This is a genomic window from Treponema sp. R8-4-B8, from assembly GCF_054786175.1.
In genome coordinates this window covers 30670-56337 of record NZ_BDHE01000480.1, presented here as the reverse complement: position 1 = coordinate 56337, position 25668 = coordinate 30670, and the positions used below count along the sequence as shown (strand labels likewise).

26 protein-coding genes are annotated in these 25668 nt (G+C 37.0%); 16 read left to right on the top strand and 10 right to left on the bottom strand.

Features of this window, described 5'->3' with window-relative positions:
• Positions 1-168: 168 nt before the first annotated feature.
• The 9 genes from ACYVRA_RS09835 to ACYVRA_RS09795 all read right to left on the bottom strand — a co-directional run bounded on the left by ACYVRA_RS09835 (position 169) and on the right by ACYVRA_RS09795 (position 11040).
• On the bottom strand, positions 169-2535 hold the full coding sequence (locus tag ACYVRA_RS09835; RefSeq protein ID WP_461252521.1) for an MMPL family transporter: 2367 nt from the start codon (positions 2533-2535) through the stop codon (positions 169-171).
• On the bottom strand, positions 2507-3160 hold the full coding sequence (locus ACYVRA_RS09830; RefSeq protein WP_461252520.1) for an outer membrane lipoprotein carrier protein LolA: 654 nt from the start codon (positions 3158-3160) through the stop codon (positions 2507-2509). The genes ACYVRA_RS09835 and ACYVRA_RS09830 overlap by 29 nt, the downstream gene beginning before the upstream one ends.
• The gene (locus ACYVRA_RS09825; protein WP_461252519.1) at positions 3160-3609 is read right to left on the bottom strand and encodes an acyl-CoA thioesterase; all 450 of its coding nucleotides are present in this window, start codon (positions 3607-3609) and stop codon (positions 3160-3162) included. The genes ACYVRA_RS09830 and ACYVRA_RS09825 overlap by 1 nt, the downstream gene beginning before the upstream one ends.
• A 3-nt stretch (positions 3610-3612) precedes the next feature.
• Positions 3613-4626, bottom strand: coding sequence for a hypothetical protein (locus ACYVRA_RS09820; protein ID WP_461252518.1), 1014 nt, complete (start codon positions 4624-4626; stop codon positions 3613-3615).
• A gap of 12 nt (positions 4627-4638) precedes the next feature.
• Positions 4639-5385 carry a glycosyltransferase family 2 protein gene (locus tag ACYVRA_RS09815; RefSeq protein WP_461252517.1) on the bottom strand — a complete coding sequence of 249 codons (747 nt, stop codon included), beginning with the start codon at positions 5383-5385 and terminating at the stop codon, positions 4639-4641.
• Positions 5382-7820: an AMP-binding protein gene (locus ACYVRA_RS09810; RefSeq protein ID WP_461252516.1), complete on the bottom strand. Its 2439-nt coding sequence runs from the start codon at positions 7818-7820 to the stop codon at positions 5382-5384. The genes ACYVRA_RS09815 and ACYVRA_RS09810 overlap by 4 nt, the downstream gene beginning before the upstream one ends.
• Positions 7820-8068: an acyl carrier protein gene (locus ACYVRA_RS09805; protein WP_461252515.1), complete on the bottom strand. Its 249-nt coding sequence runs from the start codon at positions 8066-8068 to the stop codon at positions 7820-7822. The genes ACYVRA_RS09810 and ACYVRA_RS09805 overlap by 1 nt, the downstream gene beginning before the upstream one ends.
• On the bottom strand, positions 8065-8328 hold the full coding sequence (locus ACYVRA_RS09800; protein ID WP_461252514.1) for a phosphopantetheine-binding protein: 264 nt from the start codon (positions 8326-8328) through the stop codon (positions 8065-8067). The genes ACYVRA_RS09805 and ACYVRA_RS09800 overlap by 4 nt, the downstream gene beginning before the upstream one ends.
• A 102-nt stretch (positions 8329-8430) precedes the next feature.
• The gene (locus ACYVRA_RS09795; protein WP_461252513.1) at positions 8431-11040 is read right to left on the bottom strand and encodes an ATP-binding protein; all 2610 of its coding nucleotides are present in this window, start codon (positions 11038-11040) and stop codon (positions 8431-8433) included.
• 217 nt (positions 11041-11257) lie between these two features.
• Between ACYVRA_RS09795 and ACYVRA_RS09790 the strand changes: the two genes are divergently transcribed.
• The 9 genes from ACYVRA_RS09790 to ACYVRA_RS09750 all read left to right on the top strand — a co-directional run bounded on the left by ACYVRA_RS09790 (position 11258) and on the right by ACYVRA_RS09750 (position 19853).
• Positions 11258-11836, top strand: a complete 579-nt coding sequence (locus ACYVRA_RS09790) for an exonuclease domain-containing protein (protein WP_461252512.1) — start codon at positions 11258-11260, stop codon at positions 11834-11836.
• A gap of 122 nt (positions 11837-11958) precedes the next feature.
• Positions 11959-12168: a hypothetical protein gene (locus ACYVRA_RS09785; protein WP_461252511.1), complete on the top strand. Its 210-nt coding sequence runs from the start codon at positions 11959-11961 to the stop codon at positions 12166-12168.
• Between the two features lie 138 nt (positions 12169-12306).
• Positions 12307-14010: an ATP-binding protein gene (locus tag ACYVRA_RS09780; protein ID WP_461252510.1), complete on the top strand. Its 1704-nt coding sequence runs from the start codon at positions 12307-12309 to the stop codon at positions 14008-14010.
• 100 nt (positions 14011-14110) lie between these two features.
• Positions 14111-14635, top strand: coding sequence for a hypothetical protein (locus ACYVRA_RS09775; protein WP_461252509.1), 525 nt, complete (start codon positions 14111-14113; stop codon positions 14633-14635).
• 370 nt (positions 14636-15005) lie between these two features.
• Positions 15006-16256: a PDDEXK-like family protein gene (locus ACYVRA_RS09770; RefSeq protein ID WP_461252508.1), complete on the top strand. Its 1251-nt coding sequence runs from the start codon at positions 15006-15008 to the stop codon at positions 16254-16256.
• A 197-nt stretch (positions 16257-16453) separates the two neighbouring features.
• Positions 16454-16948 (top strand): hypothetical protein, encoded by a 495-nt coding sequence (locus ACYVRA_RS09765; RefSeq protein ID WP_461252507.1) that lies wholly within the window; start codon positions 16454-16456, stop codon positions 16946-16948.
• A 146-nt stretch (positions 16949-17094) separates the two neighbouring features.
• Positions 17095-17946 carry a phosphotransferase gene (locus tag ACYVRA_RS09760; RefSeq protein ID WP_461252506.1) on the top strand — a complete coding sequence of 284 codons (852 nt, stop codon included), beginning with the start codon at positions 17095-17097 and terminating at the stop codon, positions 17944-17946.
• A gap of 206 nt (positions 17947-18152) precedes the next feature.
• Positions 18153-18482 carry a hypothetical protein gene (locus tag ACYVRA_RS09755; RefSeq protein WP_461252505.1) on the top strand — a complete coding sequence of 110 codons (330 nt, stop codon included), beginning with the start codon at positions 18153-18155 and terminating at the stop codon, positions 18480-18482.
• A gap of 234 nt (positions 18483-18716) precedes the next feature.
• On the top strand, positions 18717-19853 hold the full coding sequence (locus tag ACYVRA_RS09750) for a leucine-rich repeat domain-containing protein (protein ID WP_461252504.1): 1137 nt from the start codon (positions 18717-18719) through the stop codon (positions 19851-19853).
• Positions 19854-19986: 133 nt separating this feature from the next.
• On the opposite strand, the gene ACYVRA_RS09745 is transcribed toward ACYVRA_RS09750, so the two are convergent.
• Positions 19987-20178 carry a hypothetical protein gene (locus tag ACYVRA_RS09745; protein WP_461252503.1) on the bottom strand — a complete coding sequence of 64 codons (192 nt, stop codon included), beginning with the start codon at positions 20176-20178 and terminating at the stop codon, positions 19987-19989.
• Between the two features lie 258 nt (positions 20179-20436).
• On the opposite strand from ACYVRA_RS09745, the gene ACYVRA_RS09740 reads away from it, so the two are divergent.
• The 7 genes from ACYVRA_RS09740 (at position 20437) to ACYVRA_RS09710 (ending at position 25666) form a co-directional block, all read left to right on the top strand.
• On the top strand, positions 20437-21153 hold the full coding sequence (locus ACYVRA_RS09740; RefSeq protein ID WP_461252502.1) for a DUF262 domain-containing protein: 717 nt from the start codon (positions 20437-20439) through the stop codon (positions 21151-21153).
• A gap of 463 nt (positions 21154-21616) precedes the next feature.
• Positions 21617-22537 (top strand): hypothetical protein, encoded by a 921-nt coding sequence (locus tag ACYVRA_RS09735; RefSeq protein ID WP_461252501.1) that lies wholly within the window; start codon positions 21617-21619, stop codon positions 22535-22537.
• Positions 22538-22813: 276 nt separating this feature from the next.
• A complete protein-coding gene (locus tag ACYVRA_RS09730; RefSeq protein WP_461252500.1) occupies positions 22814-23323 on the top strand; it encodes a FliG C-terminal domain-containing protein in 510 nt (169 codons plus the stop codon).
• Positions 23313-23693 carry a hypothetical protein gene (locus ACYVRA_RS09725; RefSeq protein ID WP_461252499.1) on the top strand — a complete coding sequence of 127 codons (381 nt, stop codon included), beginning with the start codon at positions 23313-23315 and terminating at the stop codon, positions 23691-23693. Before ACYVRA_RS09730 ends, ACYVRA_RS09725 begins: the two co-directional genes overlap by 11 nt.
• Before the next feature lie 17 nt (positions 23694-23710).
• Positions 23711-24211: a FliG C-terminal domain-containing protein gene (locus ACYVRA_RS09720; protein WP_461252498.1), complete on the top strand. Its 501-nt coding sequence runs from the start codon at positions 23711-23713 to the stop codon at positions 24209-24211.
• Positions 24208-24597: a hypothetical protein gene (locus ACYVRA_RS09715; RefSeq protein ID WP_461252497.1), complete on the top strand. Its 390-nt coding sequence runs from the start codon at positions 24208-24210 to the stop codon at positions 24595-24597. The genes ACYVRA_RS09720 and ACYVRA_RS09715 overlap by 4 nt, the downstream gene beginning before the upstream one ends.
• Before the next feature lie 79 nt (positions 24598-24676).
• Entirely contained in the window at positions 24677-25666 is a 990-nt protein-coding gene (locus ACYVRA_RS09710) for a helix-turn-helix transcriptional regulator (protein ID WP_461252496.1), read from the top strand.
• The last annotated feature ends 2 nt before the right edge of the window (positions 25667-25668 follow it).

Below are 25668 nucleotides of genomic sequence, written 5' to 3'. Positions count from 1 at the left end.
GTTAAATAAACGCACGGCGTAGCCATGTGGATCAATAATGCCGCTGGTTAAAATAAAAGCAAGGCTGACTTTAGGCAGCCGACAGTGCGTGAAGAACACCAAGAAGATACCCCCTATTCCCCTTTGTGATCTTTGTACCTTTGTGATCTTAGTGTGAACTCTTCCGATTTAATTTTTACTCTGAAGAATCATAGCGAAAATAAAAGCCGCGCCGAGTCCTACTGAGACGGTTAGGCCGAAAAGATGAGTCGGGGTAAAACTGCTTAATACTAAGGCGCCAAAAGACAGCAAGGTAGTTAAGAACGATAAAACTACTGCGAGGGATGTAAGAGGTTTCTCATCTCCTTGTTTTTTTCCGATCATATAAAAAATGTAGTCCAGCCCTAACCCGAAGACAAGAACAAGCGCCGCTACAGAGAAAAAGCCAAGAGAAATTTTACTGACTGCCAGAACTGCAAGAACGGACAGAACCAGCAGCGGCGGAATCGCGCATATTTTAACGCTGTCCGCTTTTGGGTATACAATACAAACTACAATAGAAATAACAATATAGGCGGCAAGGAAGAACAACAGCATAGATATTGTAAGAGTATCCATATCGCGTCCTATATCTTTTGCCTTGTTTATAAAATAAACAGAATCGAATTCTTCGGCGATTGCCCTAAAGACCGCCTCGTCAGTCGGCTTTAGCGGCAGAACGCAGGAATAAAAGTTCCCATCTTTTTCTCCAATCCAAAGATTTGAAATGCCGGCAAGGGAAGGCGCGTCTTCAGGAAGGCAATATCGCGGGGTGGCGGCAAATTCATTTTCAAAGTTACGCGCGTACTCAGGCGGGAACCCTAAGTATTCAAATTGTGAGGCGGCAAGGGGGAGAAGGGCTTTCATCGCGTCGTATGTTTCTTTTTGCTTTTTTATTGACGGGACAAAAACTGAAGTTCCCAAAAAAGAGCCCAAGTTGCCGCGGAGAATTTCTTCTTCCAAACGCGATACAAGAGCTTCTTCGTTTTCCAGAGTTTCTTCAGCGTTTGATCCGGTAACAATAAAGTACCAGCCTGAAGAACCGTAATCTAAAACTTGCGCCGCCCGTTTTTCCGACTCCAACAAAGAAGCGGACATGGTATAAAGGGATGAAAGGTTGTTTTCTATTTTTACGGATGAAAAATTAAAAATAAGAAACAGCACGGCGGTAAGGATCAGGGCGGCGGCAAAAGCTAGTTTTGCGAAACGCGGCAAAGACAGGTTTTTTAGGCGGAGAAAAATCTTTCCTTCAAAAAGGGCGAACCGTCTTTTATTCTCCTCAGGTATTTTAAGACGCGGATAGATACAGAAGCAAGTTAGGAAAGAACTGAGCAATCCCGCCATTGAAAAAACCGCGAACTGTTTCAGAATCGGGAACGGCGCGAACAGGAAAACGCAAAAACAAATTTCCGTAGAAATAAAACTCATGATGACGCTTTTTGAAATGGAGCGGCGAATTTCAGCGCCGTTTTTTAAAGAGGGATTCCCCTTCCAGTGGACAAAAAAGTGCGCCGAGTAATCCACGCAGGTTCCTATTAACGTGGTGCCAAAAACAAAGGTGATGATGTGAATTTCCCTAAAAACCAAAAGCGCGGCTGCGGTAGCAACGCATAATGAAACTCCCGCCGCCAAAATGGAAGAAAAGACCGGTAAGAATGAACGGAAGGCATACAGGAACATAATTAGAATTATGATAATCGTAACGGTACTGATAAATGAGATTTCCCTCTGCGCGCCCGAAGCGCTTTCGTAACTGTGGAAGGGTATCCCTAAAAAATAAAATTCCAGCCCAGTAACTGATTTTTTTATTTCAGGCGCGAGCGCGTAAATTTTTCCAACAGCGTTCTGTCCCGAACTCAGGGAAGTCGCATGCGGCGCGAGCGTTAGGCGGAGCAATACGTACCATGTCTCCTCTTTTTGTATCGCCAAAACGTCCTCTTTGACGTTAAAGCCTTTCCCGGCAAGCATGGAAGACGATAAAAATTCCCTCATCCGCCTTTCCGCAAGAAGAAAAGGATCGCTTTCTATATTATCAAGCGGAATAAAATTAATGGCGCTAAAAGCGGACGCAAGCGCGTCATAGGCTATTTCTTCCGCTCCGCCGTTTTTCAGAAGGGCAAGCGTTTCTTTTTCCGCGATGACAAAACGGTAATCGTACAGATAACGGCTAAACTCCGCCATGACTTCTGAATCAAAGTAAAGGGTAATGCTTTCAAAATCAGGCGAATTACCTAATTCATCGTACAACAGGACGGCTCCTTTCTTCGCGTTTTCAAAATCCGGCGCGGCTGAAAAAATAATAATATCGCGTCCGGTTCTTTCCCCAAAGAGCATATCCGCTTCCATTACCGCTCTGGATTGGCTGGAACGGGGGAGCATGTCAAATAACATAGTGTTGATTCGTACCGGCCCTTTTACAAAGACAGAAAGAAAGAGAAGCAGGAGAATGGTCAGGTGAACAAAAAGCCACAGCCCCAGAGGGGGGATGTTACGGCAAAGCGAAAAGAGCTTTTTCATTAACATTCAATTCCGCCGGGTAACGATGGTTTGATAAATTATACTGCACGGTGTCGCCGTTCTGCTCGTATATCAGTATCGATCTGATGGCAATATCGCCTTTCATAATAATTTTTTCCGCAAAAACGCCAATAGAGTTATTCTTAGGGATAAGGCCCAATTCCCATGCGGAGGCGCCGCCTGAAAAATAAACATTAAAATTATCCATCAGCCCCTGGCTGTTGCCGGAAAAAACCGCGCTTATAACTTCCGCCATGCGGAGAAATGTTTCATTCCCCTGCGCGCTTAAAACGGTTCTCTGGCCGCCAGGCCGGGACTGTATAAGATAATCTTTTCCCAATGTCAGTGTAGAAGGAAATGGTTTGACGGTGTCCCATACCATGCCTAAGCCGGCGGCGATAATAAAATTACCCGATGAATTTAAAACGCGTTTTAGGCGGCTTAAAGTTTTTTCCTGTTCAAAGTTTCCCTGCACTATAGGGTGTTCCGCAAGGCGCGAACAGGTTGTCTTAAAAGCTTCCATTGTTTTGGCATCAAGAGGATGGCGGAAAATTTCTTCCGCTTCGGTCTGCGCCCATAATCCTACTGTACAAAAAAACAACACAATGACGGCGGTGTTTTTCATTACATTCCTCCCGTTATAAAAGCTTCAACTTTTTGAGTTAAAATTGACGGACACACAAAACAGGAATCGTTGTTTTTAATATCGAATGCCATTTGCGTGCTGGAGCCTTTGGTGGTAAGCTGTCCTGTTTTGGCGTTGCGGATTTCATACCGTATCATCAGGCGGTTTTCGTATTCCATAAGAATAGCCTTTACCCGCGCCCTGTCTTTGAACTTCAGCCAGCCTAAGTATTTTGCGGAAACTTCGATTACCGGAAAGGCATAGCCTGATTTTTCCATTTCTTCATAACTGTAACCTATTTTTTCCAGAAGGGCGCGCCGTCCTACTTCAAAATAGTTAATATAATTCCCGTGCCATACAACCTTTAAAGGATCGAGATCATAAAATTCAACGGTAACTTCCGCTTCCGCGTAAATATTATAGGGGCCGTTGTTTTCTTTAGTAACCATTTATCATGCCTCTTTAAACCAAAAGTCATAGAAATTATACCACTGAAAAGGGTTTTGGTTACAGTAGTTTTCCAACAACTCTACAAAAGAGCGGGCAAGGAGGGTACTTTGAGCAAACCTCTCTTTTCTGGATAATTCAAAGGAAAGTTGGCTTTTATGAACATGCATATCGTATTCCGGCTTTATTGACAGATCCCCCCGGCGCATTGCAAAAATAAAATAAACAGGCGCTTTCATTAAAACCGCCATATAAAAAATCCCCGGCGAAAAAGGCGCTTCTTCCCCTAAAAATGAGATCATTAGTTTTTCCACATGATCTTTGGCGTTACCGCCCGTGGGATTGCTTGCCGCCGTCCTGTCTCCCGCAATCGTCACCATCTCTCCGTTTGCGAGTTTTTCTTCCAGTATGACCGCCGTATGCGGGCCAATTTCAGCGGCGCTGATAATGTCAAAGACCGATTGGGGATTCAGTTCCTTAAGCATACGGGTAAAGTTTTTGCTGACCTTTGTGTCAATAACGGCGGTAATCGGCGTTTTGCGGGACACTCCCGTCCTGTTAAAACTCGCGAGCCCCCTTAAAAGTTCGATATTCCCAAGATGGGATGTAATTAAAAAAACTCCCTTCTTGTTTTCCAGATCATTGATTAACTCTTCTATGTCGTCATTCTGAAAATGAATTTTCTTAAATTGAAACTTCCCTCCCCAAGACTCAAGTTTTTCCACAAGGGTAAGGGAGAAGGAAATAATATGCCTTAAAGGACCGAAGGGAGAGAGGCATTTTTTAGCGATTCCATGTTGTTTAACAAAGGGAGCGGCTTTTTGCAAGAAACGTTTTGACTCATCTCTTGCTTTTTTTGAAAAAAGAAAATAAAAAAAACCTACTGGAAACGCTATGACGCGCAGTATCACAACAGGAAACAGCCTGAATAAAATCAGCATGAGTTTTATATGCCAATACCCGGCTGCTTTTTCCTTATGCTGGGACCAGTGCAAGGGGGCATCTTCCGCTTTCTTCATAGCAGCCCTTTCCTAATATTTTTTCCCGCGTTTAATTTTTATGGCAATCAACAGCGGCAGGCGCAGGATCATACCGATACACAACCGGCTGAACATCAGGCTTATGCTGATATTATCCCTGACCATACGGAAATTGGAAACTCCATCGGCGGGGTAACTTACTTTTATTGGGTGAAATACCGGAAACACTTTTTTCCAGTAAAGGCGAACCAGAATTTCCGGGTCAAAACCCATACGTTTGTCCATAAAAGGATTCCGCGCTATTCGCAATGCAGCGTCCACCGGGTACACTCTAAAACCGCACAGCACGTCCTTCAACTCGTTTGAGAGCGTAACCACAGAAGCCCAAAAATTAGAAATTTTCCGCCCGTTTACCCTGCTTTTTGGAGCGGTCTTGTCAAATTCAGGGTACCCGCAGATGATCATGTCGGGATGATTAGCCGATTCTTCAAAAAAGAAAGCGGCCTTCCCAGCGTCATGCTGTCCGTCCGCGTCTATCTGAAGCGCGTGGGTCAGCCCCAATTCCGCCGCTTTTTTAAGGCCGCCTGTAACCGCCCCTCCCTTGCCGCTGTTTTTTCCAAGCCTTACCAGAACGACACCCGGCGTGTTTGCGGCGCATTCGGAAAGCAGCGCCTGAGTTTCCGCGCCGTTGCCGTCGTCCACTACAATTACCGGCAACCCTGTAGCCGCGAGTTGTTTGGCAAGGGAGCAGGCTGTAACGCCGTGTTTGTAAACGGGGATAATAAAACCTTGTTTCATTTATCCCCCATAATTACCGTTCCCAATGAATAAACAGTTTCACCTTTTGGCGAACTTAAGTTAAAAGAAAGTGTTTTTTCTTTTTTTGAAAGTTTAAGAAGCAGCGGCGCGTCGGGCCGGATAAAATTGGTAAATTTTACGCGCTTAATTTCCGAAGGAGTCACGGAAGTTCCAAGGTGACGCGCCGCGAAACGCAGTACTAATTCCGTCTGGGCTACCGCGGGAAGGATGGGGAATCCTGTAAAATGACCGTCAAAATACGGGCTTGTATTGGGGATGGAAAATTCCAAGGTGACGGAGTTTTCGGTTTTTTCAATAATTTTTTCATTGTCAATTTTGAAGCCTGCACTAGCAGAAGAGGCGCTTTTAAAATTGCCTCTTTCTGCCGCCGTCTCCGCGCCGGAAAAGAGAAGCAGAATATCTTCCTTCTTTTTTTTACCCTGCGCGTCCATGGGCAGCATATCAAGGTAACGCCATTTTTTTGGAATCACTATGTTTTCAAAATATTTAAGAAGGTACTCCCTCCAAAAATTATTTATCTCAATTTTTTCAAGCCCGTCAAAGCGTTCCTTCCCTTTGCCGTTAAAAACCATCACGGCGGCAAGGTACTGGCGCTTGTCTTCAAGTGAGATTACGCATACGTCGGATACTAGGCCTGATTGTAAAATGCGGTTTTCTATTTCAGGAAAAGAAATTCGCTTCTCTTCAATTTTAACCACTGAATCAATCCGCCCTTTGAGCAGAAAACGCCCGTCTTCAAGTATCTCTACCATGTCGGCGGTTTCAAAACCTGCCGGGTCTTTGATGTAAGGTGAGCGGATAATCAGACAGCCTTCCTGATTCTGACTGATCTTCGCATTGTCAAAGACAGTCCATTCCTGACCGTTGACAGACTGCCTCCACGCTATGCCGGAAGTTTCCGTGCTTCCGTAAACTTCCACGGGCCAGAAGCCGAAAACTTCGTTGGTTTTTTTTGCGGTGTCAAATTTTAAGGCGCCGCCGGAAGTGAAAATCCACGGCGATTTTAAGTTAAGGGCCGACGGACTCTCCATTTCCACCGCCCGTTTAAGGAAGGCCGGCACCGTGATGATCATATACTCCGTATCGGAGAATTTTTCCATCTCCTCGGGAAATTCTATCCGTCTTCTTCTAAAAGGCGCTCCTAAAGTAAAAGGTAAAAATATAGAAAATAAAATTCCGTAAATGTGATGCTGGCTTACCGTTGATAATAATTTGCGTTTAAGAAATTCATCGCCCCATTTGGAAATTATAAAACGGTTGTCAGCCTCAAATTCCGTAAGCCGCTGACGCACGGCTTTAGGTTTTCCGGTACTCCCTGACGTATACATAATGATAGAGGTTTCGTCGGCGTTAATTGCGGGCGCTTCTTCCGCCTGCGTGTCCGCTGCTAGACTTTCAGTTTTTCGCGGGGAATTGAGAAGCGAAGGAATGTGGAAAGTGTTTCGCGGAGTTTCTCCTTCGGGAAAAATTTGATCGGTAAAGAAAGGAGCCGAGCTTTGCGCCGCATTTTGCTCCGAGCCGCCAGCCGCGCCGCCGCGAATTTCTTCTATATAAGCGGGACTTACATTGGCGCTAAGAAGTATCTCTTTTTTACACTGGAGCAGGGCGGTAAGAGCCAGAAGAAAGTACCAGCAGTCTTCGCAGTGAAGCAGCCATTTTTCGTCATTTCGCGAATTTATTACGCGGCGCAACTCGCTTGTACCTTCAAGAAAATCACCCCATGTCTTGTAAACGGCGTCGCTCCATCTGCCTTCGTAACACAGAACCGTAGAGCGAGGCCGGGAATTATTTTTAAACGCCGAAAGCGGGACGCTTTGGGGCATATTTTTCTGTACTATTTTTCGTACCATAAATTCCCCCGCAAAGAGGACTCCAATCAGTATATATGAAATTAAGCCGTTATAAACAGACCACAATATGTCGGAACCGTAAAAAATTGTAAAGGCGGCGACGCTTCCGTTAAAGATAAAAAATCCGCACCAAACATACGTTACTTTACGGCAGTAGCCGGCGACTCTTTTTTCATTCAGGGAGCCTTTAATGGATCTGTCCTGCATTGTCGCAAAACGGAAGATCATGCTGGGTGGGGAAAACAAGGTGCCGCCAAAGGTTATCAGGAACAGAATATTCATTATTACCGGATAGAGTTTTAGGATAACGGCTGAATTGAGAATAAGGCATAAACTTCCCAACACTAAAAGCATTACGGAATTCCACAAGAAGGAAATTCCTTTTGTCCCTTTTTTTCCCGATGTTAAGGTAATAAAAATAATAAGGGCGAATGCTATAACAAAAATAGAGAACATCCGTAATGGAATTTTACGGATTACCAGAAAATAAAAAATCAACGCCGGATAAAGCGCGGCGGCAATAAAAAACAGGACTTTGGGAATATTTCGAAGTTTAGAGGCCATCAGGTCTGTTGAATCAGCGGGTAAAGCAAATCTACCACATCCTGAACAGTAACGGCTTTTTTGAACGATTCAGGGTCGATTTTTCCCGGAATAAACGCCTTCATTTTTACAAGAAGGTCTACCGCGTCAATGGAGTCCAATTCAAGGTCATGATAGAGTTTTGCCTCTGGAACAACGGCGTCTTTCTCTATCTCAAATTCTTCAGAAAGTATGTCCTGTAATTTATGTAAAATATCTTCCCGGGTCATGCCGCTCCTCCCGCTGATTCAATGTACGCCGCCAGGGCGTCTACAGAGGCAAAATGCTTCTTATTGTCCGCGTTTTCCGCGGAAAATTTTACGCCGAATTTCTTTTTCAGCGCCACGCCCAGTTCCAGAGCGTCTATGGAATCAAGTCCAAGACCTGTCCCAAAAAGAGGTTCCGAGTCAACTATATTTTCCGGCTTGACATCCTCAAGTTCCAGAGCGCTGATTATCAATTCTTTAATTTGTTGTTTCAAATTGTCCATAAATAACCCATATTAAAAGAAATATATTTGTCCAAAATAGACAAAATAAATTATAAATAAATTGATGAAAAAATGCAAGTATTTGCATTAATTTACAGCCTGTTATTGACCGCCGCCAAATTCTTGTAAAAGGGCGTCTATCATTGATACGGTTTCATCGTAATCTCCAACCAGTATAGTTTTCAGTATAGCCTTAATTGAACGGCCAATATCCGCATCCTGAGCGTAATCCTGTAACTTTGTAACTTCGTCTTCTATCTTAAAATAATCAAAATCATTAATCGCTGTTTTTAGCCCGGAAAGCTCAGACTTTACCATATTTTTGTCTATATGGTTTTTCTTGCTTTTCTTTGCTTTTTCTATCAGCGCGGTATTGATGTTATTAAGAATAGTCTCCAAATTCGTTACAAAAACGTCATTATTGTCATGAATGAAGGATAAATCCCCCTTTTTCCCAGCAATTTCCAGCGCGGCGGCGGCCTCTGACAACTCGCTCGAACCAATGTTCGCGCAGGCGCTCTTTAACGCGTGGACATGGATTGTATATAACGGTATATTGCCGGTCTGAATGCATGTTTTTATTTCATTTAATTTTGAAGTCCCGTCCATGTGAAACGTGGAAAGCAGGTTTAAATAACTTTTTGCATTTCCGCCAGTCGAGGCCATGCCTTTTTCCGTGTTCAGCCCGTCAATTTCAATTTTAATGTTTATTTCATTTTCTTGCGCGGCGGCGTTTTTTATGTCATCAGGAGACAGTTCTTTCCGTTTTTCTTTTGGAATCCATTTTTTAAGAATATCATCAAGCTTGTTTATATCAATAGGTTTTGACAAGAAATCATTAAAGCCTTTACTTAAAAGCGTTTCTTTTGCGCCGACAACGGCGTCGGCAGTAAGCGCTATAATAGGCACGTCTTTATAATAAGAATCTATGCTTTCCAAAGCCCTGATGTTTGCTACGGTTTCAATACCGCCCATTACAGGCATCATTTGATCCATAAATACCAAATCGTAGCGCGTTAATTTTATTTCCTCGATTGCTTTCATGCCGCTATTGCGCGTTTCAACCTGCGTTTTATAAGGCTCCAACAATCCTCTGGCTACTACCAAATTGGTTTCAATGTCATCTACAACTAAAATTTTTACTTCCGGCGCGGTAAAATTTTGTATAAATCCTTTTTTTAAATAACCGAAATAATTGTCACCTGCGCCGTTTAAAAAATTGGCTATTGGTATGGAATAAATCGGCATAATAAGGGAGGAGATATTCGCGTCTGTAATTACTTCGCCAAATTCACAAATCACCGCAAATTTAACATTGGGCAGGAAGTTTGATAATTCCCCTTTAATTTCATTATATAAAGCGGATGTTAAAAGAACAAAAGAATATTCATTGCTTGACAGGCAGTTAAAAAAATCTGACGTGTTTGACGCGACCTTGCAGTTTACGCCAAGATTATCCATTGTTTTAACGGCGGAGGCGGCGCATATTTTACTTTGATCAAAAATCAATACCTTCTTTTTTTCAGGCTCCTTTACGACTGCCAATTTTTCGTTATTGCGGGCTTTTTGCGGCAATGATACCGTAAAGACGCTGCCCTTGCCATATTCAGACGTTACGTTTATTTGCCCGCCCATAGCTATAGTAAGACTTTGACTAATAGCAAGCCCCAACCCAGTTCCCTCAACATATTTTTTAGTCTCCGTGTCATACCTTGTAAATTCAGTGAATATATTATTTATCTCTTCCTGTTCTATTCCCTTCCCGCTGTCGGCAACTTCTATAATAATGTTTACCGCATCGTTCTCTATTGTCTTGCATTTTACGGTTAGTGAGATAAATCCTTTTTCAGTGAATTTAACGGCATTGCTTAAAAGATTTAACATTATCTGCCGGATTCTGATTGGGTCGCCGAACAACGCATCAGGAATATTACCGTCTAAATATACTGTAAACTGTAAACGCGATTCAAAAACTTTTGTATTAATTATATTGATAACGTCATTTGCCAAAGAGGAAAATGAATAGTCAACAGGAACGATATCCAGTATTCCCGCTTCAATTTTAGAAAAATCAAGAATATCATTTATTATTGACAACAGCGTCATTCCTGCGTGTTTAATGGTAAGTATATGATTCTCTACGGGGCGTGATAAATCTTCACGCAATGCAAGCTCCGTCATGCCCATGATCGCGTTCATCGGCGTCCGAATCTCATGGCTCATCTTCGCGAGAAAAACGGATTTAGAACGCGAAGATTTTTCCGCAAGTTCGCGGGCGTATTCCGCATTAAGGCGCGCCTTAACATTTTCTGTCATATTAAATAAAAACACTATTATGCCTTTAAAAGTTCCCGAATCAAGCATAGGCGTTATTTGTATCTCATAATGTCCTGAATATTGCGGATCGCCAAAATCAATTTCCTGTACGGTTTTATACATTTGTTTTTCAAGAACGGCTTTTGCGTATATGCCGCAAATCTCATTAAGGGATTGCCCGCTGACTATCGGAGCAAAAAGGTCATGTATCTCTTTTCCTAAAATTTTATCTTTCTCGCATTTTTTATTATGACGAAAGTAAGAATCGCTTGCATAAGCCAATTCACCGCCGCTGTTAAACAGCAATATAGGATTTGGACTGTTCGCCAGTATTAAAGTATCTTCGTTTTTTTTATTATTTTCAGACGATTCGCCCATTATTTGGTTTTTCCTCATGCCCTATTGATATTTTAAGCAAGTTAATATTAGTATATCAGTTTTTTTAGATATGTCAACAAATAGCGTTATTATGTTAAAAACCAAATAATTCGCGGCATTCGGCAATATTAGCATTTTTCATGTATTTAATTTTTTTTGTTTTCTCCCCGGTCTAGCAATCCATGACAGACCAGCCAGTTATGTTATTGAATATAAACATGATCAGGAGTGAAAAATGAATTTTATAACAATCGACTTTGAAACAGGAGCGTATTCGCCCGAAAGCGCAATTTCCGTAGGCCTTGTAAAGTACCAAAACTACCAGCCTATCGGCTCTTATTATTCGCTAATCCGTCCGCCTAAATTGTACATACGGCCCGATTTTACTGAAATTCACGGCCTTACAGTTGACGACGTAAGGGACGCGCCGGACTTCAATTATCTTTGGAAAAAGGAAATAAAGGGGTTTATTGGAAAAACCATGCTTGCGGCGCATAATGCGTCCTTTGACATGAAGGTTCTTCAGTCGGTTCTTGGATGGTATGAGCTTCGCGTGCCGAAAATATCGTATTTTTGCACCCTTAGTTTGGCGCGTTATGCCTGGCCAAAACTCAAGTCTCACGCGCTTACGGCTCTTGCCAAAAATTTTGGAATTGTTTACAACGCGCACAACGCCCTTGACGACGCTCTCACCTGCGGAAAACTTGTGCAGATGGCGGCAGAGGAGTTTGATCCCGAAAAGAACATTGAAGATTTTTTAGAATACATGGGTGTTGAGATAAAGCATTTAAACTTAACGGGTGAAAGAAAATGAAAGGTAAAATTATTTTCCCTCTAGCAATTCCTGACAGACTAAAAATATATAATTATTGGAAACTCTAAAAACCTCGGTTAGGTTTTTAGATGTTAATTTATATCTGTTAATAAGGAGTAAATATGCTAATTACCCGAATAGAACGAATACCTTCTATTGAGCCTATTCAGAGAATAACGTGGATGAAGCGCGTTAAACGGATAAATAATAGAATAAAAAGCGCGGATATAAAAAGAGTAGCGGAAATCCGTGATACCCGGCTAGGCAAATATATTGATGTTACTGTTGAAGGCCCAATACATGAAAAAAACAGTTATTGCTATTGGGCATAATAAAGATTATAAGAAAGATGATGAGATAATATTTTAAGTTTAATTAGTTATTGGTCTATCACTGGATGCTAGATCAAAAATAATAAAAAATTATTTGCTCCATCATCTCCTGACAGACCAGTATGTTATAAATAAGGCATGAAAATAAATTTTTCTTTCCAAAAAGACAAGTTGCTTCCCGGTGAGGGAAAAGACGGAAATGATTTATCTTTTAAAGATAAAAGCATTTTGGATCAAATCGATAAAATCGTTGAAATTTCCTCAAAAAAAGGCATTGAAAAGTGTCTTTGTGAGGGAAAAAAGTATCTTAATTTTGTTTCAAAAAAACTCGGCATAACCCCCATACAGGCGGTGTTATTTTCTCATTTTATGGAAAAAAGCAATGACTGTAATATCAGGTTAAGTGAAATTGCCGAGACAATAAAATGCAGTAATATAAAAATTATTAAATATATGAATGAATGTGAGGAACTGGAAAAGAAAAAACTAATACGCTGCAGCAGGGACAGAGACGGCATTACATACAGGATACCCCGCGGCGTATGGGATTCTTTAAGAAAAAACAATGAGTTTATTCCGGAAAAAATTGATAATTTGCCAATTTCAAAATTCTTTGTTATCCTTGAACGAATTTTTCAGGAAAAGAGCAATAATGAATTAACCGAGGATGCCATGAAGATGGAGATTTTAGACTTAATCAATCAAAATATGCAACTTTTATTTTGTAAAAAAATTATGAGCTACAATCTTTACAAAGACGATCTTATTCTTCTTATCTGTTTTTGCTTTTTATTCGCCAATAACGACGATGATAATATCGGGGCGCATGATATTGAATTTTTATATGACGAGAAGTTTATTTTTAGCGATATTAAATCAAGTTTAATTCACGGTAAGCATAACCTTATTGAATCAAAATTTATTGTGTATACCAATAATGACGGTTTTGTCAATTCGGATTCCTGGAAATTGTCGGATATGGCAAAAAAAGACTTGTTATCTGAATTTATAGAAAAGCATAATTACCAAAAAAACCTTATTCTGTTTGATAAAATTAAACATAAAAAAATGTTTTATAACGCGAAAGAGACGGAGGCGATTGGAAAACTTAATACGCTTTTACAGGATGATAATTATCATAAAATACAGGACAGGCTTGACGGTAAGGGCATGAGAAAAGGTTTTGCCTGCCTGTTCTCAGGCGGACCGGGAACGGGAAAAACTGAAACAGCGTGGCAAATCGCCCGTGAAACAAAACGGAATGTAATGATGGTTGACATAGCCGACACAAAGAGCATGTGGTATGGGGAGAGCGAAAAGAAAATAAAAGATATCTTTGAAACCTACCGGACGGCGGTAGATAATTCCGAAATTGCGCCTATCCTGTTGTTTAACGAAGCCGACGCCGTTATAGGTAAAAGGAAAGAGTTTAATTCATCCAGCCGCGCGGTTGATCAAACTGAAAATACAATCCAAAACATTATATTGCAGGAAATGGAAAACCTTTCCGGCATTTTAATTGCGACAACCAATTTAACCCAGAACATGGACAGCGCCTTTGAACGCCGTTTTTTATATAAAATAACTTTTGACAAACCAAGCGCGGAGAGCAGAAAAGGCATTTGGAATTCGTTAATGCCAGACCTGCCTGACGATAAGGCGGCGGAATTATCGAAAAAATTTGAATTGTCAGGCGGGCAGATAGAAAACATCGCGCGCAAAGTTGAAGTTGACGCGATAATAAACGGCAGCGAACTGTGTATGGATACGCTTGAGCAGTACTGCAAAGACGAGATTCAAAACGGGCTTACTGCCAGCAAGAGGATTGGATTTGGTGAATGAAGGATATTGGTTACAAAATAAATTGACGGCATATTGAGAAATAGATTATAATAAAACCAGAAAATAGTCATGTGGACTTTAAGCATACAAGGAGATAATTATGGCAGGTTTAGAAATTACTTTAAGTAATGTATCAAATCTGGAAAAAGAAGATAGATTGTTTATTATTAAAGAAATCCGCAAAGAGTGCAGTTTATCATTAGATGATATTAAAAATAATATCACAAATGAATTGCCTATATCCGTAATTTATGTATCTGAAAAACTAATAAATTTCTTACAGGAAAAAAATGCAGGCATAAAAATAAAGTTAGATAATGAATCTTTGTCAATAGATGAATATTTGGACTTATTTGAGGAATATGACGAATACGACGATGACGAAGAAGGGAAATATAAAGACTTTTTACCTGTTTTTATTGGGTTAATTATTGGATATATTAACTATAATATTAAAAATGATAATTTATTATCTGAGAAAAAGAATGATTATATAAATGGACAATTGACTGCATATTCTAAATTATTAGAATTCTTAAAAGAACATGCGATTAGTTATGGAATTGACGGTGAAGTATTAAAATTAATGGAAATAGACATTCTTAATGAGAATAATATAAAATAAACTAAATCCTTAGCAATGATGCTAAACTACTATTTCATGGCAGTTTATATACCGGGATTAGGCGCAAAAAAAATAAATAATTTTTACTGGTCTATCACTCTATGACAGAGCAACACGCTATTATTTAACTGAAAAATAAAATTACAGGATGATTATATGCGCGATGTTAAATTGGGTTTCCAACAAGAAATAAAAAACATTTTTAGAATTCCAAAAGAAGAAATAAAGGAATTTAAAAAATAAAAACAAAAAATTGACATGTAGCAGATGCGGCCTTCAAAGAAATGATGATTATTTGATTTAAATTTCCTTGAAAATTTTTATTGACTTTGAATATTTTATTAGATAAAGTATTATTTCAGGAGAAAAAATGACGAAAGAAACCAAAGAATTATTTAAAAAAATTACGGAAATCGTCAAAAAATTTGAAGACTTAGAAAGAAAAAACCATAAAACCGGCATGGCATACAATGTCTTCGAGCTTATAAATATTAGAGGAAATGAAGTTATATTGTGCCGTGTTATTGCAGATTTGCTTAACCCAGAGGGACATCACTACTGTAAAAGCATATATCTAGAACTATTTATGGATATTGTGTTAAAACCAGTCATTAAAAAAACGGAGAAACTTGATCTTTCAAAGTCTAAAATAGAAACAAATTATATTACAAATAAAGGCAGATACATTGATATTGTTATCAATGACGGAGTTGTCTATATTCCAATTGAAATAAAAATAGATGCCAAGAAGCAGCCAAACCAGATTGCTGATTACGCCATTTTCTCAAGAGAAATGAATGAAAAGAACAACGGCGTTGGTTTTATTCCAGTATTGTTTTTAACTCCAAGCTGGTATCCAATAAGCGAAGAGGCAAAGGATGATTATGTCCACATCACTTATGAGGAGTATATAATTCCATGGTTGGAAAAATGCCTTAGCCTTGAAGAAACAGACAAAGTACCGCCTGTTAAGGAAGTACTTAGGCAATTTATCAATGCGATAAAATCATTTTGCGAATGTGAAGAAACTATAGAAAAAAATATTAGCGATCTAATTACCGAAAAAAGGGAAAACTATGATGAGGCTAAACTGATGCAAGAATCAATAAATGAACTTGATTCAAATACCAAAGAGATTGCTAAACTTGTAATAGAATCAGTAAATATAATTAATTTTAATGTCAAAGCTTGGGAAGTTTTTAGGGATAAAATCTACAATCTGGTTAAAAAAAGCATACTTGAAGTGAAATGTATTGATGAAGGTAATAATAACCCAAAAGGCTGGAATGGAATTGATATTCCATTAAGGCATGATTATAAGCTTCGCTTGAATTATGATCTGAGATCAATCGCAGTAATGTCTGTTAAATCAAAAGAGGTTGACAAAGGAATAGTAAATAAAATTAATAAAACAATGGAAGACTTACTTAAAGTTAGCAATGAGTTTAATAACCATGATTGGGAAAAAGATTTTATATGGGTTTCTGAGAGTTATAAATATCTTAACATTAATGAAAATAGTTATTTTTTTGAATTATACTGGATTTATAAAGAAAAGCCTGAATCAGTTGTCAAGTGGATTTTGAATATTGCAGACGCGGTTAAAGAAACTTTAAAATAAAATATTCAAGAAACCATATAAATAATCAGTTAGAAGCGTAACAACTAAAATTGAATACTCAGAAAAAGTATCAACAAACTATCTTTTACGATCCTCTCTAGCATCTCCTGACAGACCAACCTGTTATAAATAAGGTAAATCCAATCCTCCGCAATGAGGCAAAACTACGAAAGAGATTATTAAGGACGGATAATAAATTGTATTTACTAGAATTAAATAAAAACCCGAATATATTATCATTTTATAATGAAATAAATTCTCATGAATTTGTTGAAATAATTGGCGACATGGATTTAAGCTTTTCTATAGATTATAAAAAAAGAGATTTGTACCTAAAAGAATTAGGACAAATAAATTCAAATAGATTTAAACTAAGAAAAATAAAAAATAGTAAAATACGAATAAAAATTAATCATGATATAGTATATTTATCAGAAAAAGCAAGAGAGAATAAAGTAAAATTATTTTTTAAGAAATTATTTAAATTGAATATAGTTATTAATATTAACATTATAAAATTTGAAAATTATTTTAACAGTATTGAATATTATAATGAATTTTATAAAAAAACAGAAGTTCTTTCACAAGAAGAAATAGATATGCTATTAACAGCAATAACACCAAAAAGTGATGATAAGGATAAAATAAACCACGAACTCCGCAACGAGGCTAAACTATACGGAAAACAATAATCGGGCATGAGGCTTTTGAGGGGTTTAAAGGGCAGTTTATATACAGGGATTAAAAGCTGAAAGATAAAATATTTTTACTGGTCTATCATTTTATGACAGACCAGTATGTTATTAATAAGATAGGTTTTAATTGTAAGGAGGTTAAAATGCGAAATATTGAATCGGATTTAAAAAATGAGATTATGCGAGTTTTTAAAATTAATGAAAAAGAAATTAAAAAAATCAAGAAATTAATTGCTTCAAATATTGTATATTCATTTATTGTTAAAAATCAAAAATATATCATAAAAAAATTAAACGATACTTCTATAATAAACTGGGAGCGGGAAAAAGCGGCATATAATTCATTAAAGCCATTAAATATAACGGATGAAATAGTCAGTTTTAATAATGGCGTTAAAATTGCCAAATTCATTAATGATACCAAAAAATTAAGTTGCAGCGAATCCGACACGATAGAAACGCTGGATTTAATCCGCAAAATCCATGAAAGCGGAATATCAATAAAGTTTGATTACAATTTTATTAAGATTATTGATAAATTTATTTCACGCTGTAATAAGGAAACAAAAGAATTAATCGAATTAAAGAAGAACTTTGTTGTAATTAGTAGAATTCAATTGCTAGTTGACAAATTGAATATCCCAAAAGTTCTTTGTCATGGCGACGCATGCGCTGTTTCAAATATTTTACGGTTATCAGATGGCAGTATAAAAATAATTGATTGGGAACAATCGGGTATGGCGGATCCATTTCTTGATATAGCCATTATGGCATTACATCAAGGTTTTGATAATATTGATCCTGTGTGGTGTCTTCATCAATATTTAAAACGGATACCGGAAAAACAGGAATATTTAAGATTATTTTCTTATTTGGCATTAGACAGTTATGTGAAAATGGCATGGTGCGTATATGAAAATCCAGGGGATTACGAGTACTTTTTAAACTCAGCCGTGAAGTATGGCGGATTGGTTTTAAATTTTTATAAGGTTTGATAAAAGAGCCGAATTATTAGTATTGTTTAATGTATGCAAATGGAATATAATATAAAAGATTTTATGATTTTACATAAAATTTTGAGAAAATTTGTATTGATCTGGCGCTGTATGATGGGATAAAATTACCCTAAAAGCCGGATTTTATCAATGTCCGTTGGACAAAAAAACAGCCTTGAGGCTGCAAAAAGTAAAGGAGGCCAATTATGGCAGATAAGTATTATTGTAGGAAATGCGGGTATGACTCAAGCAGTATTCAGTCTTTGACAAGCCACACTTGCAGGAATGGCGGCAAATGTGAACCTTATGAAGGTCCAATCCAATCAAAATATTATTGCAAGAAATGCGGGTATGACTCAAGCAGTATTCAATCTTTGACAAGTCACACTTGCAGGAATGGCGGCAAATGTGAGCCTTATGAAGGTTCGGCAAAGTCCAAATATGTTTGCAAGAAATGCGGATATGACTCAAGCAGTATTCAATCTTTGACAAGCCACTCTTGCAGAAATGGCGGTAAGTGCGAACCTGCACGGTGATTTTTGCAAACATTGCGGGAGTTCTTACCAATCTATTGTGAAAAAAATGAAATCACAAATTTTCGGGAAATATGTTTTGGAAACATGAAACATGGCATAATTTATAGGGGCAGTTATCCTATTTTTAAAATTGATAAAAAAAATCTCCTATGTCATTATATGACAGACCAATCTGTTATATATAAAGTAAATCCAATCCTCCGCAAAGAGGCTAAACTATAGAAGGAGAACTTTATGGAAAATGACGATTTATTTAACTATGAATTAAACAAGACCGAAGACTATTGGATCGTTACGGATTACAACGGCGAAGACGGGGAAGTGGTTTTACCGCAGTATTATAAAGGCAAACCTGTAAAAGCAATAGGAGAGGATTTTCCCCGTGATATAAAGAGCGTCATTATCCCGGAAGGTTATATTTCCATTGGAGAATGGGCGTTTAGCTTTTGTAAAAAGCTTACGAAGATCAAATTTCCTAAAAGCCTTACTTCCATTGGGGACCATGCATTTAACGACTGTACAAGTATTGAAGAGATAATATTTTCTGAAGGGCTTATTTCCATTGGGAGTTCTGCATTCGACGGCTGTAAGAGGCTTAGAAAGATAATATTTCCAGAAAGCCTCACTTTCATCGAATTTTGGGCGTTTAAAGAATGTAAAAAAATAACAAGCGTTAAAATTCCAAAAAACCTTACAAATATTGACTATTTTACATTCGTAGACTGCACAGGGCTTACGGAGATAAACGTGGATAAAAACAATCCTATCTATTGTTCCCTTGACGGCGTGTTATTCGACAAAGCCATGACCACCCTATTATTTTTTCCTCCGGGTAAGAATGGAAGTTATTCCGTCCCCGAAGGAATTATCAGTATTAGTTCTAGCGCTTTTCATAATTACAAGCTGACCGGAATAACTTTTCCGCAAAGCGTTTTATCTATAAATAGCAGGGGGCTTAATGGTAAAAAACTTACCAGTATAACTGTAAACAAGTTAAATCCGCGATTTTGCAGTATTGACGGAGTTCTGTTTGATAAAAAAATTAATAGTCTTCTGTTATATCCAAGAAACAAAAACAAAACAGATTATATCGTTCCGAATGGAATAGAATATATTGATAAGTCATCATTTTATAAATGTAAACACCTTGTCAATATAACTTTTCCGGATAGCCTTGAACTTATTGATGAGAACGCGTTTGCGGAATGTGAAGAGCTAAAGACCGTAACTCTCCCCATGAACTTAAAGTACATCGGGGAAGAGGCATTTGCAGACTGCCAAAAACTTGAAACTATTACGCTTTCAAGAAAAACAAAAATAGGGTATAGGGCTTTTGAAGGGTTTACAGGGCAGTTTGTCTATTTGGATTAGCAAATATATTTGAAATTTACTACGAACCACACGAACCAACACGAACAACAACAAGTTATGTGCAAAAAGTTCGTGTGGTTTGTGGTAGAAATTTTTCTTTTTGGACAGCCCCGTCAATTAAAACAAAATAATATTAATTAAGAATCCAAGAACGGTAACGTCCTTTACAAAAGACCGCCTGAAGTTCTCGAATCATTTCTCTTTCTTTGTCTTTTTGATCGGGTTTTTGTTTTAATTGCGGATGTTGTTGATTTTTTGCTTGATTTGAAACTGGCAGGCAATGCCATTCAACATAATTAAGGCCAACTGTTTTCTTTGTTTCCATAACGGACTCCTTGAACCAAAAGATTTGGGCAGATTAATCCTATCCCACAAGTTTTGGCTAAATTATCCGCTATGTTTTCGCATAGCCTGAATAATAATTATATATAGACTTTATAACGTTTTTATTATTTTGTCAAGTGAAAAATAAATTAAAATAATATTTTTGGTCTAGCACTTTATGACAGACCAATGTGTTATAAATATTGTAAAGATTAATAAGTATGAAATAATTATTTAATGAAAGAATCAGGAGGATTTTATGTTATCTTTATCTAAAAGAAGTATTGCGGTGATTTTTAATGATATTAAAAATCATAAATTCACAATTCCAGATTATAAACGTCCTTATAATTGGGAAATAAAAGAATGTGAAACAATGTGGAATGATATTGTGGAAAACATTAATTTACCAAACGAATATTTTTTGGGTACAATAGTATTATTTAAAGGCTATAATTATAATTTTGAAATAATTGATGGTCAACAAAGAATAATATCATTCTTTCTTTTGCTTAGAGCATTATACAAAAAACTTGAAAATTCAGATCAGCGGCAAAAATCTATAATTAGATTAAAAAAACAAATTGCTCCATGTATCTGGCACATTGATAAAATTACACATGAAATAAAGAAAGTTTCTTTAATTCATATTGAATCAAAAGTTAAAACTGAAGAGAAAATCTTACACAAAATACTTAAAACCGGAAATTATGATGAATATGCTAAAGATAACTATTCTATAAATTATGGATATTTTGTTAGTCAAATCGATGAATATACTAAAAATTATCCAATGGAATTGGAAAAACTTTGTTTGTTTATTTTACGGAAATGCTTTCTTATACCAATTGAATGTGAATGTTTAGATACGGCATTAACTATTTTTTTAAACAATAATGAAAAAGGTTTACCTCTATCAGATTCAGACATTCTAAAAGTAAAAAATTATCGAAATAAGAAGATAAGGAAGAAATGAGGAAACACCTGTTCAGAACCGACAACAGCATTAAAAAGGCATAAATTAACATTTCCTCCTATTTTTCATCTTTTCTGAGACATCTAAAGAGTTGAACAGAAGCTAAAAAATGGTACAATGATGTTCATCGGTGTTCCTAGGTTGATACAGAAAAACCCGTTGGTCTGGAGATTTGGTAATGGAGTATCTGCCAAAGCAAGGTGACATTTATTAATGTATACATAAAGGAACCTTAAAAAACTCATTTTCATAAAGTAAATTATTGAGAAATAGGTAATTTTTGATAGTTTTATGTTGACAAAAAGGTAAAAACAAAAAATAATTTAGTAGTAGATTGAGGGATTTTTAGAGGTTTCCATAATAAATAAGGGGATAGGGAAATAAATATAAATTCAAATATGAATGGTAGTTGGATGTTTATATAATGGAATCTTGGTTTTGAAAAAACAATGGAGTAAAGAAAATGACAGAAGATGAATATTCTTTTGTAAACATAAAAAAATATCAAGATACTGTTAAAAAGACACAATTAGAAAATTATACAACAGAATTATTTATATTTATGTTAAGATATTTAAAAACCAAAAAGAATAAAATCTTATCTAAAATATTAAAAGAATTTGGTTTTTATGGAAACTTAAAATATAATAAGATAATAATAAGCTCACAATGCAAGATGGAAGTAAATAAAATTCCTGATATTTTAATAGAATATAATAAGAAAAAAATTGTTATTGAAGTAAAAATTGATTCAAATTTAAATACTTATCAAATAAAAAATAAAGTTATTGATCAAATAGAATATTATAAAAAAATAAAAGGTATTGATAAAGTATATCTTCTTACAAAAAGATTACTTACAATAAAAAATATTGAAAATAGGATACTCTGGTCAAAAATATATACAATTATTAATTGTGAAAATGATTTTATACTAAAAAACTTTGCAAGACATTTGGAGGAAAATGGAATGGCGACTTATAGACTTACAAATGATATTTTTAATGCGCTTTCATCAATTGTAAATTTATCATCTTTATTAATTGATTCATGGATTTATGATAAATATGAAAAATTTTCGGTTTCACCGATTGAAGTATCAAAAAAAAGAGGTTGGTTAGCTTGTTACATTAAAAATACAAAAAAAGAAAATCTATTTTGGCTTGGCCTGACGGATGAAAAAATATTGTATGCAGAACTATTAAATAAAAAATATTTAAAAATATTAGAAGATAAAAAATACAAATATATAGAAGGATGGGCTTTTGATAAATTGAATCTATCTGATATAGTTAATATGAAAACTTATGAAGAACAAGCGAATACTATTAATAAATGGTATTTAAAGATAATGACAAAATTGGAAAAAAATATTTCATCATGAAGAAGAGTCCTACTTATCTATTTACTGTTACCGCTATTTCCTTGCGGATAAGGTCGCCGATAATTTCTTCCGGCGATTTATGGGTTTCCATTGACTTGATTAAAAGGTAATTTACTGATACTTATCCTAACTGATAATAATTAAATCCCCCTCTAGCATCTCCTGACAGACCAATCTGTTATAAATAAACCAAATCCTCCGCAACGAGGCTAAACTACAAAAGGAGAATTGACATACAGAGATTAAAATTCTATAATGATTATAAGGAGGAGCGTAATGGGCAATGAAGAATACATAGTAATCACCGCTTGCGGACATGACAAAACAATTGACAGTATTAGGATAAACACATTTAAAAACGAAGACGCGGCGGATAAATATTGTAATGCCATAAATACCCTTGAATTAAAAAGCGATTCCTGGGTTACGGCAAAAGTTGTTTCTGAAGACAAACAATATCCATTGGAAGCGTTTCTCCCATTTGAATTCGACATGATTTTGTTATTGGACGACAGATCTATTCTAAAATTTCTTAGGGAAATAGACGTAAAGGATCTTGCAGAATTATTAAAAGGCGCAAACGATACAATCAAAGAAAAAATCTTTAGAAATATGTCAGAAAGAGCAGTCAAAATGCTAAAAGACGAAATAGAATATTTAGGACTGATGCCTTTAATCAAGGTTAAAGAAGCTCAGAGAAAAATGATGTCGATTATTCGGCATCTGGAAGATACAGGGGAGATTGTTATTAACTACAAAAAAGGAGAAATGAAAGATGAACAGTGATGAATTTGTAAAACAGTATTATGCCATTGCAAACCGCGCTTTGGAATTTTCTGAAAAAGCCAGAAGGGAAGGACTGTTGGCAATAGAGGATGATATTGACGGAGAAAAGGTTGACCGTAGGGATGTATTAGAATACGGAATGCGCTTTGTTGTTGACGGGGTAGACGCTGAAATTATCCGTGATATTCTTTCGAATATTACAGCGCAGGAAAAGGATGAAAAAACGCGCGTTTTAAAAAACATTCAATTAGAAGCCGTAATGAGTATACAGGCGGGTGACAGTACGCGAATATTGTTGTCCATGTTAAATTCCTGTACGGATTTGCCGGTTAATGAAGATGAAATATTGAAAAAGCATCTGGAAGCTTGAGAAGAAGGGGGAATTTTATGAGTTTCACAGACGACGCGGTAATTACCGCTTACGGACATGGTAAAACTATAGACAGCATCAAGATAAATAAATTTGATAATTACAGCGCGAGAAGGGATTATTATAATTCTATAAACGACTTTAATATTAAAGAAGAGTCATGGTCTGCGGCAAAGTTTGTTTCTGAAAATGAACAATATCCATTGGAAGCGTTTCTCCCATTTGATTTCGACATTATTTTGTTGTTAGACGACTTATCCATTCAAAAGTTGATGAGAGAAATAGACTCAGAGCAGCTTGTAAAAGCGTTGCTAGGCGCAAGCGACGAAATCAAAGAAAAAATTTTTAGAAATATGACAAAAAGAGCGGCAAGAATGTTAAAAGACGATATGGAATATCAATCGGAGTTTTTAGCCAAGGTTAAAGAAGCACAGGGGAAAATAATATCGGTTATTCGCCATCTGGAAGATGCAGGGGAAATTGTTATTAATTACAAAAAAGGAGAAATGGCAGGATGAACAGGGATGAATTTGTAAAACAGTATTATGTCATTGCAAACCGCGCTTTGGAATTTAAAAAAAAATCCAGAAGGGAAGGAATATTGGCAACAGAGGATGACATTGACGGAAAAAAGGCCGACGGCAGGGATATATTTGAATACGGCATGCGCTTTGTTGTTAACGGGGTAGACGCTTATGTTATTCGTGATATTCTTTCAAATATCGCGGATCAGGAAAAAGATGAAAACATTAAGCTCTTAAAAACCATTCAAAAAGAAGCTGTCATTGGGATTCAATATGGCATAAACCCATTCATATTTATGTCATGGTTAAATTCCTATACGGATTTGTCATTAAAAGAAGATGAAGTATTTAGTAAGTTTATAGCGGAATACTTCGCCTGAGATGGATTAAGGCTAAAAAAAAAGAAATATTTTCACTGCTCTATCACTCTATGACAGACCAATGTGATATAATAAAAACATGAAAACAGAAAAGAAACCGGCAAGAAAATCCATGCCAAAAACGGGGCTGCCCAGGATTTACAAGATCGAGAAGGAAATCGCTTCGGGGAAGTTTCCCAATTCGGACGGTTTGGCGCGTATGCTGGAAACCAGCATTTCAACAATCAGCCGTGACATTGAATTTATGCGAGATCAGCTTGGCGCTCCAATTGAATACGACGCCTTAAACCGGGGATATTATTTTACCGAAAAAACTTTCCGCCTGCCCGCAAGTTTTACAAACGCCGAAGATTTGCTCGCGCTTTGCATGGCAAGAAGCATTTTTTCGCTCTACAAGGATACCCCTCTTTATGACGCTTCCCGCCAATTTTTGGAAAGCATTACCACCCCCATCGCAACTGACGGCAACAACGACTGGCTGGAAAATCGCATAACGGTTCCGCCAATAGCCTCAGCGAAAGTTAAGCCTGAAATTTGGGATGTTATTGTGGCGGGATTAAAAGGAAACCATGTTATTACTTTTGATTATAAAGGCACATGGGATAACGAATATAAAAAGAGGAAAGTTCATCCATATCAGCTTTTATTTGATTCCGGCGTGTGGTATTTGTACGGGTTCGCCGAAGAACGCAAGGATACGCGTATTTTTTCACTTTCAAAAATTAAAAACGCCCAAATTACAAAAGACGTTTTTACCCTGCCAAAGAATTTTAAATACGCCGATTTTTCAGGCGACAGTTATTTTGGCGTTTTTATCGGGCAGGAAAAACAACGTTTTGTAATAGACCTCTATGAAGATTCAATTTCCTTCGCGGGGGAGCGTCAATGGGCGGCGGATCAAAAAATTACTGAAAAAGACGATCATATAACCATAGAATTCACCAGTACGCAATATCATAAGGTTTTACACTGGGTATTGTCCTGCGGTTGCAATGCCGTTCCAAAATTTCCCCAAAAACTGGTCAGCGGCTGGAAAAAGCATATTAACGAATTGAAAAAGATGGTGTAACA

Bases quoted from the DNA above. Each gene is read 5' to 3' on its own strand.
- ACYVRA_RS09795 (WP_461252513.1), bottom strand. From the start codon at position 11,040: ATGAGGAAAAACCAAATAATGGGCGAATCGTCTGAAAATAATAAAAAA.
- ACYVRA_RS09805 (WP_461252515.1), bottom strand. From the start codon at position 8,068: ATGACCCGGGAAGATATTTTACATAAATTACAGGACATACTTTCTGAA.
- ACYVRA_RS09780 (WP_461252510.1), top strand. From the start codon at position 12,307: ATGAAAATAAATTTTTCTTTCCAAAAAGACAAGTTGCTTCCCGGTGAG.
- ACYVRA_RS09745 (WP_461252503.1), bottom strand. From the start codon at position 20,178: ATGGAAACAAAGAAAACAGTTGGCCTTAATTATGTTGAATGGCATTGC.
- ACYVRA_RS09835 (WP_461252521.1), bottom strand. From the start codon at position 2,535: ATGAAAAAGCTCTTTTCGCTTTGCCGTAACATCCCCCCTCTGGGGCTG.
- ACYVRA_RS09740 (WP_461252502.1), top strand. From the start codon at position 20,437: ATGTTATCTTTATCTAAAAGAAGTATTGCGGTGATTTTTAATGATATT.
- ACYVRA_RS09800 (WP_461252514.1), bottom strand. From the start codon at position 8,328: ATGGACAATTTGAAACAACAAATTAAAGAATTGATAATCAGCGCTCTG.
- ACYVRA_RS09720 (WP_461252498.1), top strand. From the start codon at position 23,711: ATGAGTTTCACAGACGACGCGGTAATTACCGCTTACGGACATGGTAAA.
- ACYVRA_RS09710 (WP_461252496.1), top strand. From the start codon at position 24,677: ATGAAAACAGAAAAGAAACCGGCAAGAAAATCCATGCCAAAAACGGGG.
- ACYVRA_RS09770 (WP_461252508.1), top strand. From the start codon at position 15,006: ATGACGAAAGAAACCAAAGAATTATTTAAAAAAATTACGGAAATCGTC.
- ACYVRA_RS09830 (WP_461252520.1), bottom strand. From the start codon at position 3,160: ATGAAAAACACCGCCGTCATTGTGTTGTTTTTTTGTACAGTAGGATTA.
- ACYVRA_RS09750 (WP_461252504.1), top strand. From the start codon at position 18,717: ATGGAAAATGACGATTTATTTAACTATGAATTAAACAAGACCGAAGAC.
- ACYVRA_RS09810 (WP_461252516.1), bottom strand. From the start codon at position 7,820: ATGGCCTCTAAACTTCGAAATATTCCCAAAGTCCTGTTTTTTATTGCC.
- ACYVRA_RS09785 (WP_461252511.1), top strand. From the start codon at position 11,959: ATGCTAATTACCCGAATAGAACGAATACCTTCTATTGAGCCTATTCAG.
- ACYVRA_RS09820 (WP_461252518.1), bottom strand. From the start codon at position 4,626: ATGAAGAAAGCGGAAGATGCCCCCTTGCACTGGTCCCAGCATAAGGAA.
- ACYVRA_RS09755 (WP_461252505.1), top strand. From the start codon at position 18,153: ATGGCAGATAAGTATTATTGTAGGAAATGCGGGTATGACTCAAGCAGT.
- ACYVRA_RS09775 (WP_461252509.1), top strand. From the start codon at position 14,111: ATGGCAGGTTTAGAAATTACTTTAAGTAATGTATCAAATCTGGAAAAA.
- ACYVRA_RS09760 (WP_461252506.1), top strand. From the start codon at position 17,095: ATGCGAAATATTGAATCGGATTTAAAAAATGAGATTATGCGAGTTTTT.
- ACYVRA_RS09825 (WP_461252519.1), bottom strand. From the start codon at position 3,609: ATGGTTACTAAAGAAAACAACGGCCCCTATAATATTTACGCGGAAGCG.
- ACYVRA_RS09730 (WP_461252500.1), top strand. From the start codon at position 22,814: ATGGGCAATGAAGAATACATAGTAATCACCGCTTGCGGACATGACAAA.
- ACYVRA_RS09715 (WP_461252497.1), top strand. From the start codon at position 24,208: ATGAACAGGGATGAATTTGTAAAACAGTATTATGTCATTGCAAACCGC.
- ACYVRA_RS09790 (WP_461252512.1), top strand. From the start codon at position 11,258: ATGAATTTTATAACAATCGACTTTGAAACAGGAGCGTATTCGCCCGAA.
- ACYVRA_RS09815 (WP_461252517.1), bottom strand. From the start codon at position 5,385: ATGAAACAAGGTTTTATTATCCCCGTTTACAAACACGGCGTTACAGCC.
- ACYVRA_RS09735 (WP_461252501.1), top strand. From the start codon at position 21,617: ATGACAGAAGATGAATATTCTTTTGTAAACATAAAAAAATATCAAGAT.
- ACYVRA_RS09725 (WP_461252499.1), top strand. From the start codon at position 23,313: ATGAACAGTGATGAATTTGTAAAACAGTATTATGCCATTGCAAACCGC.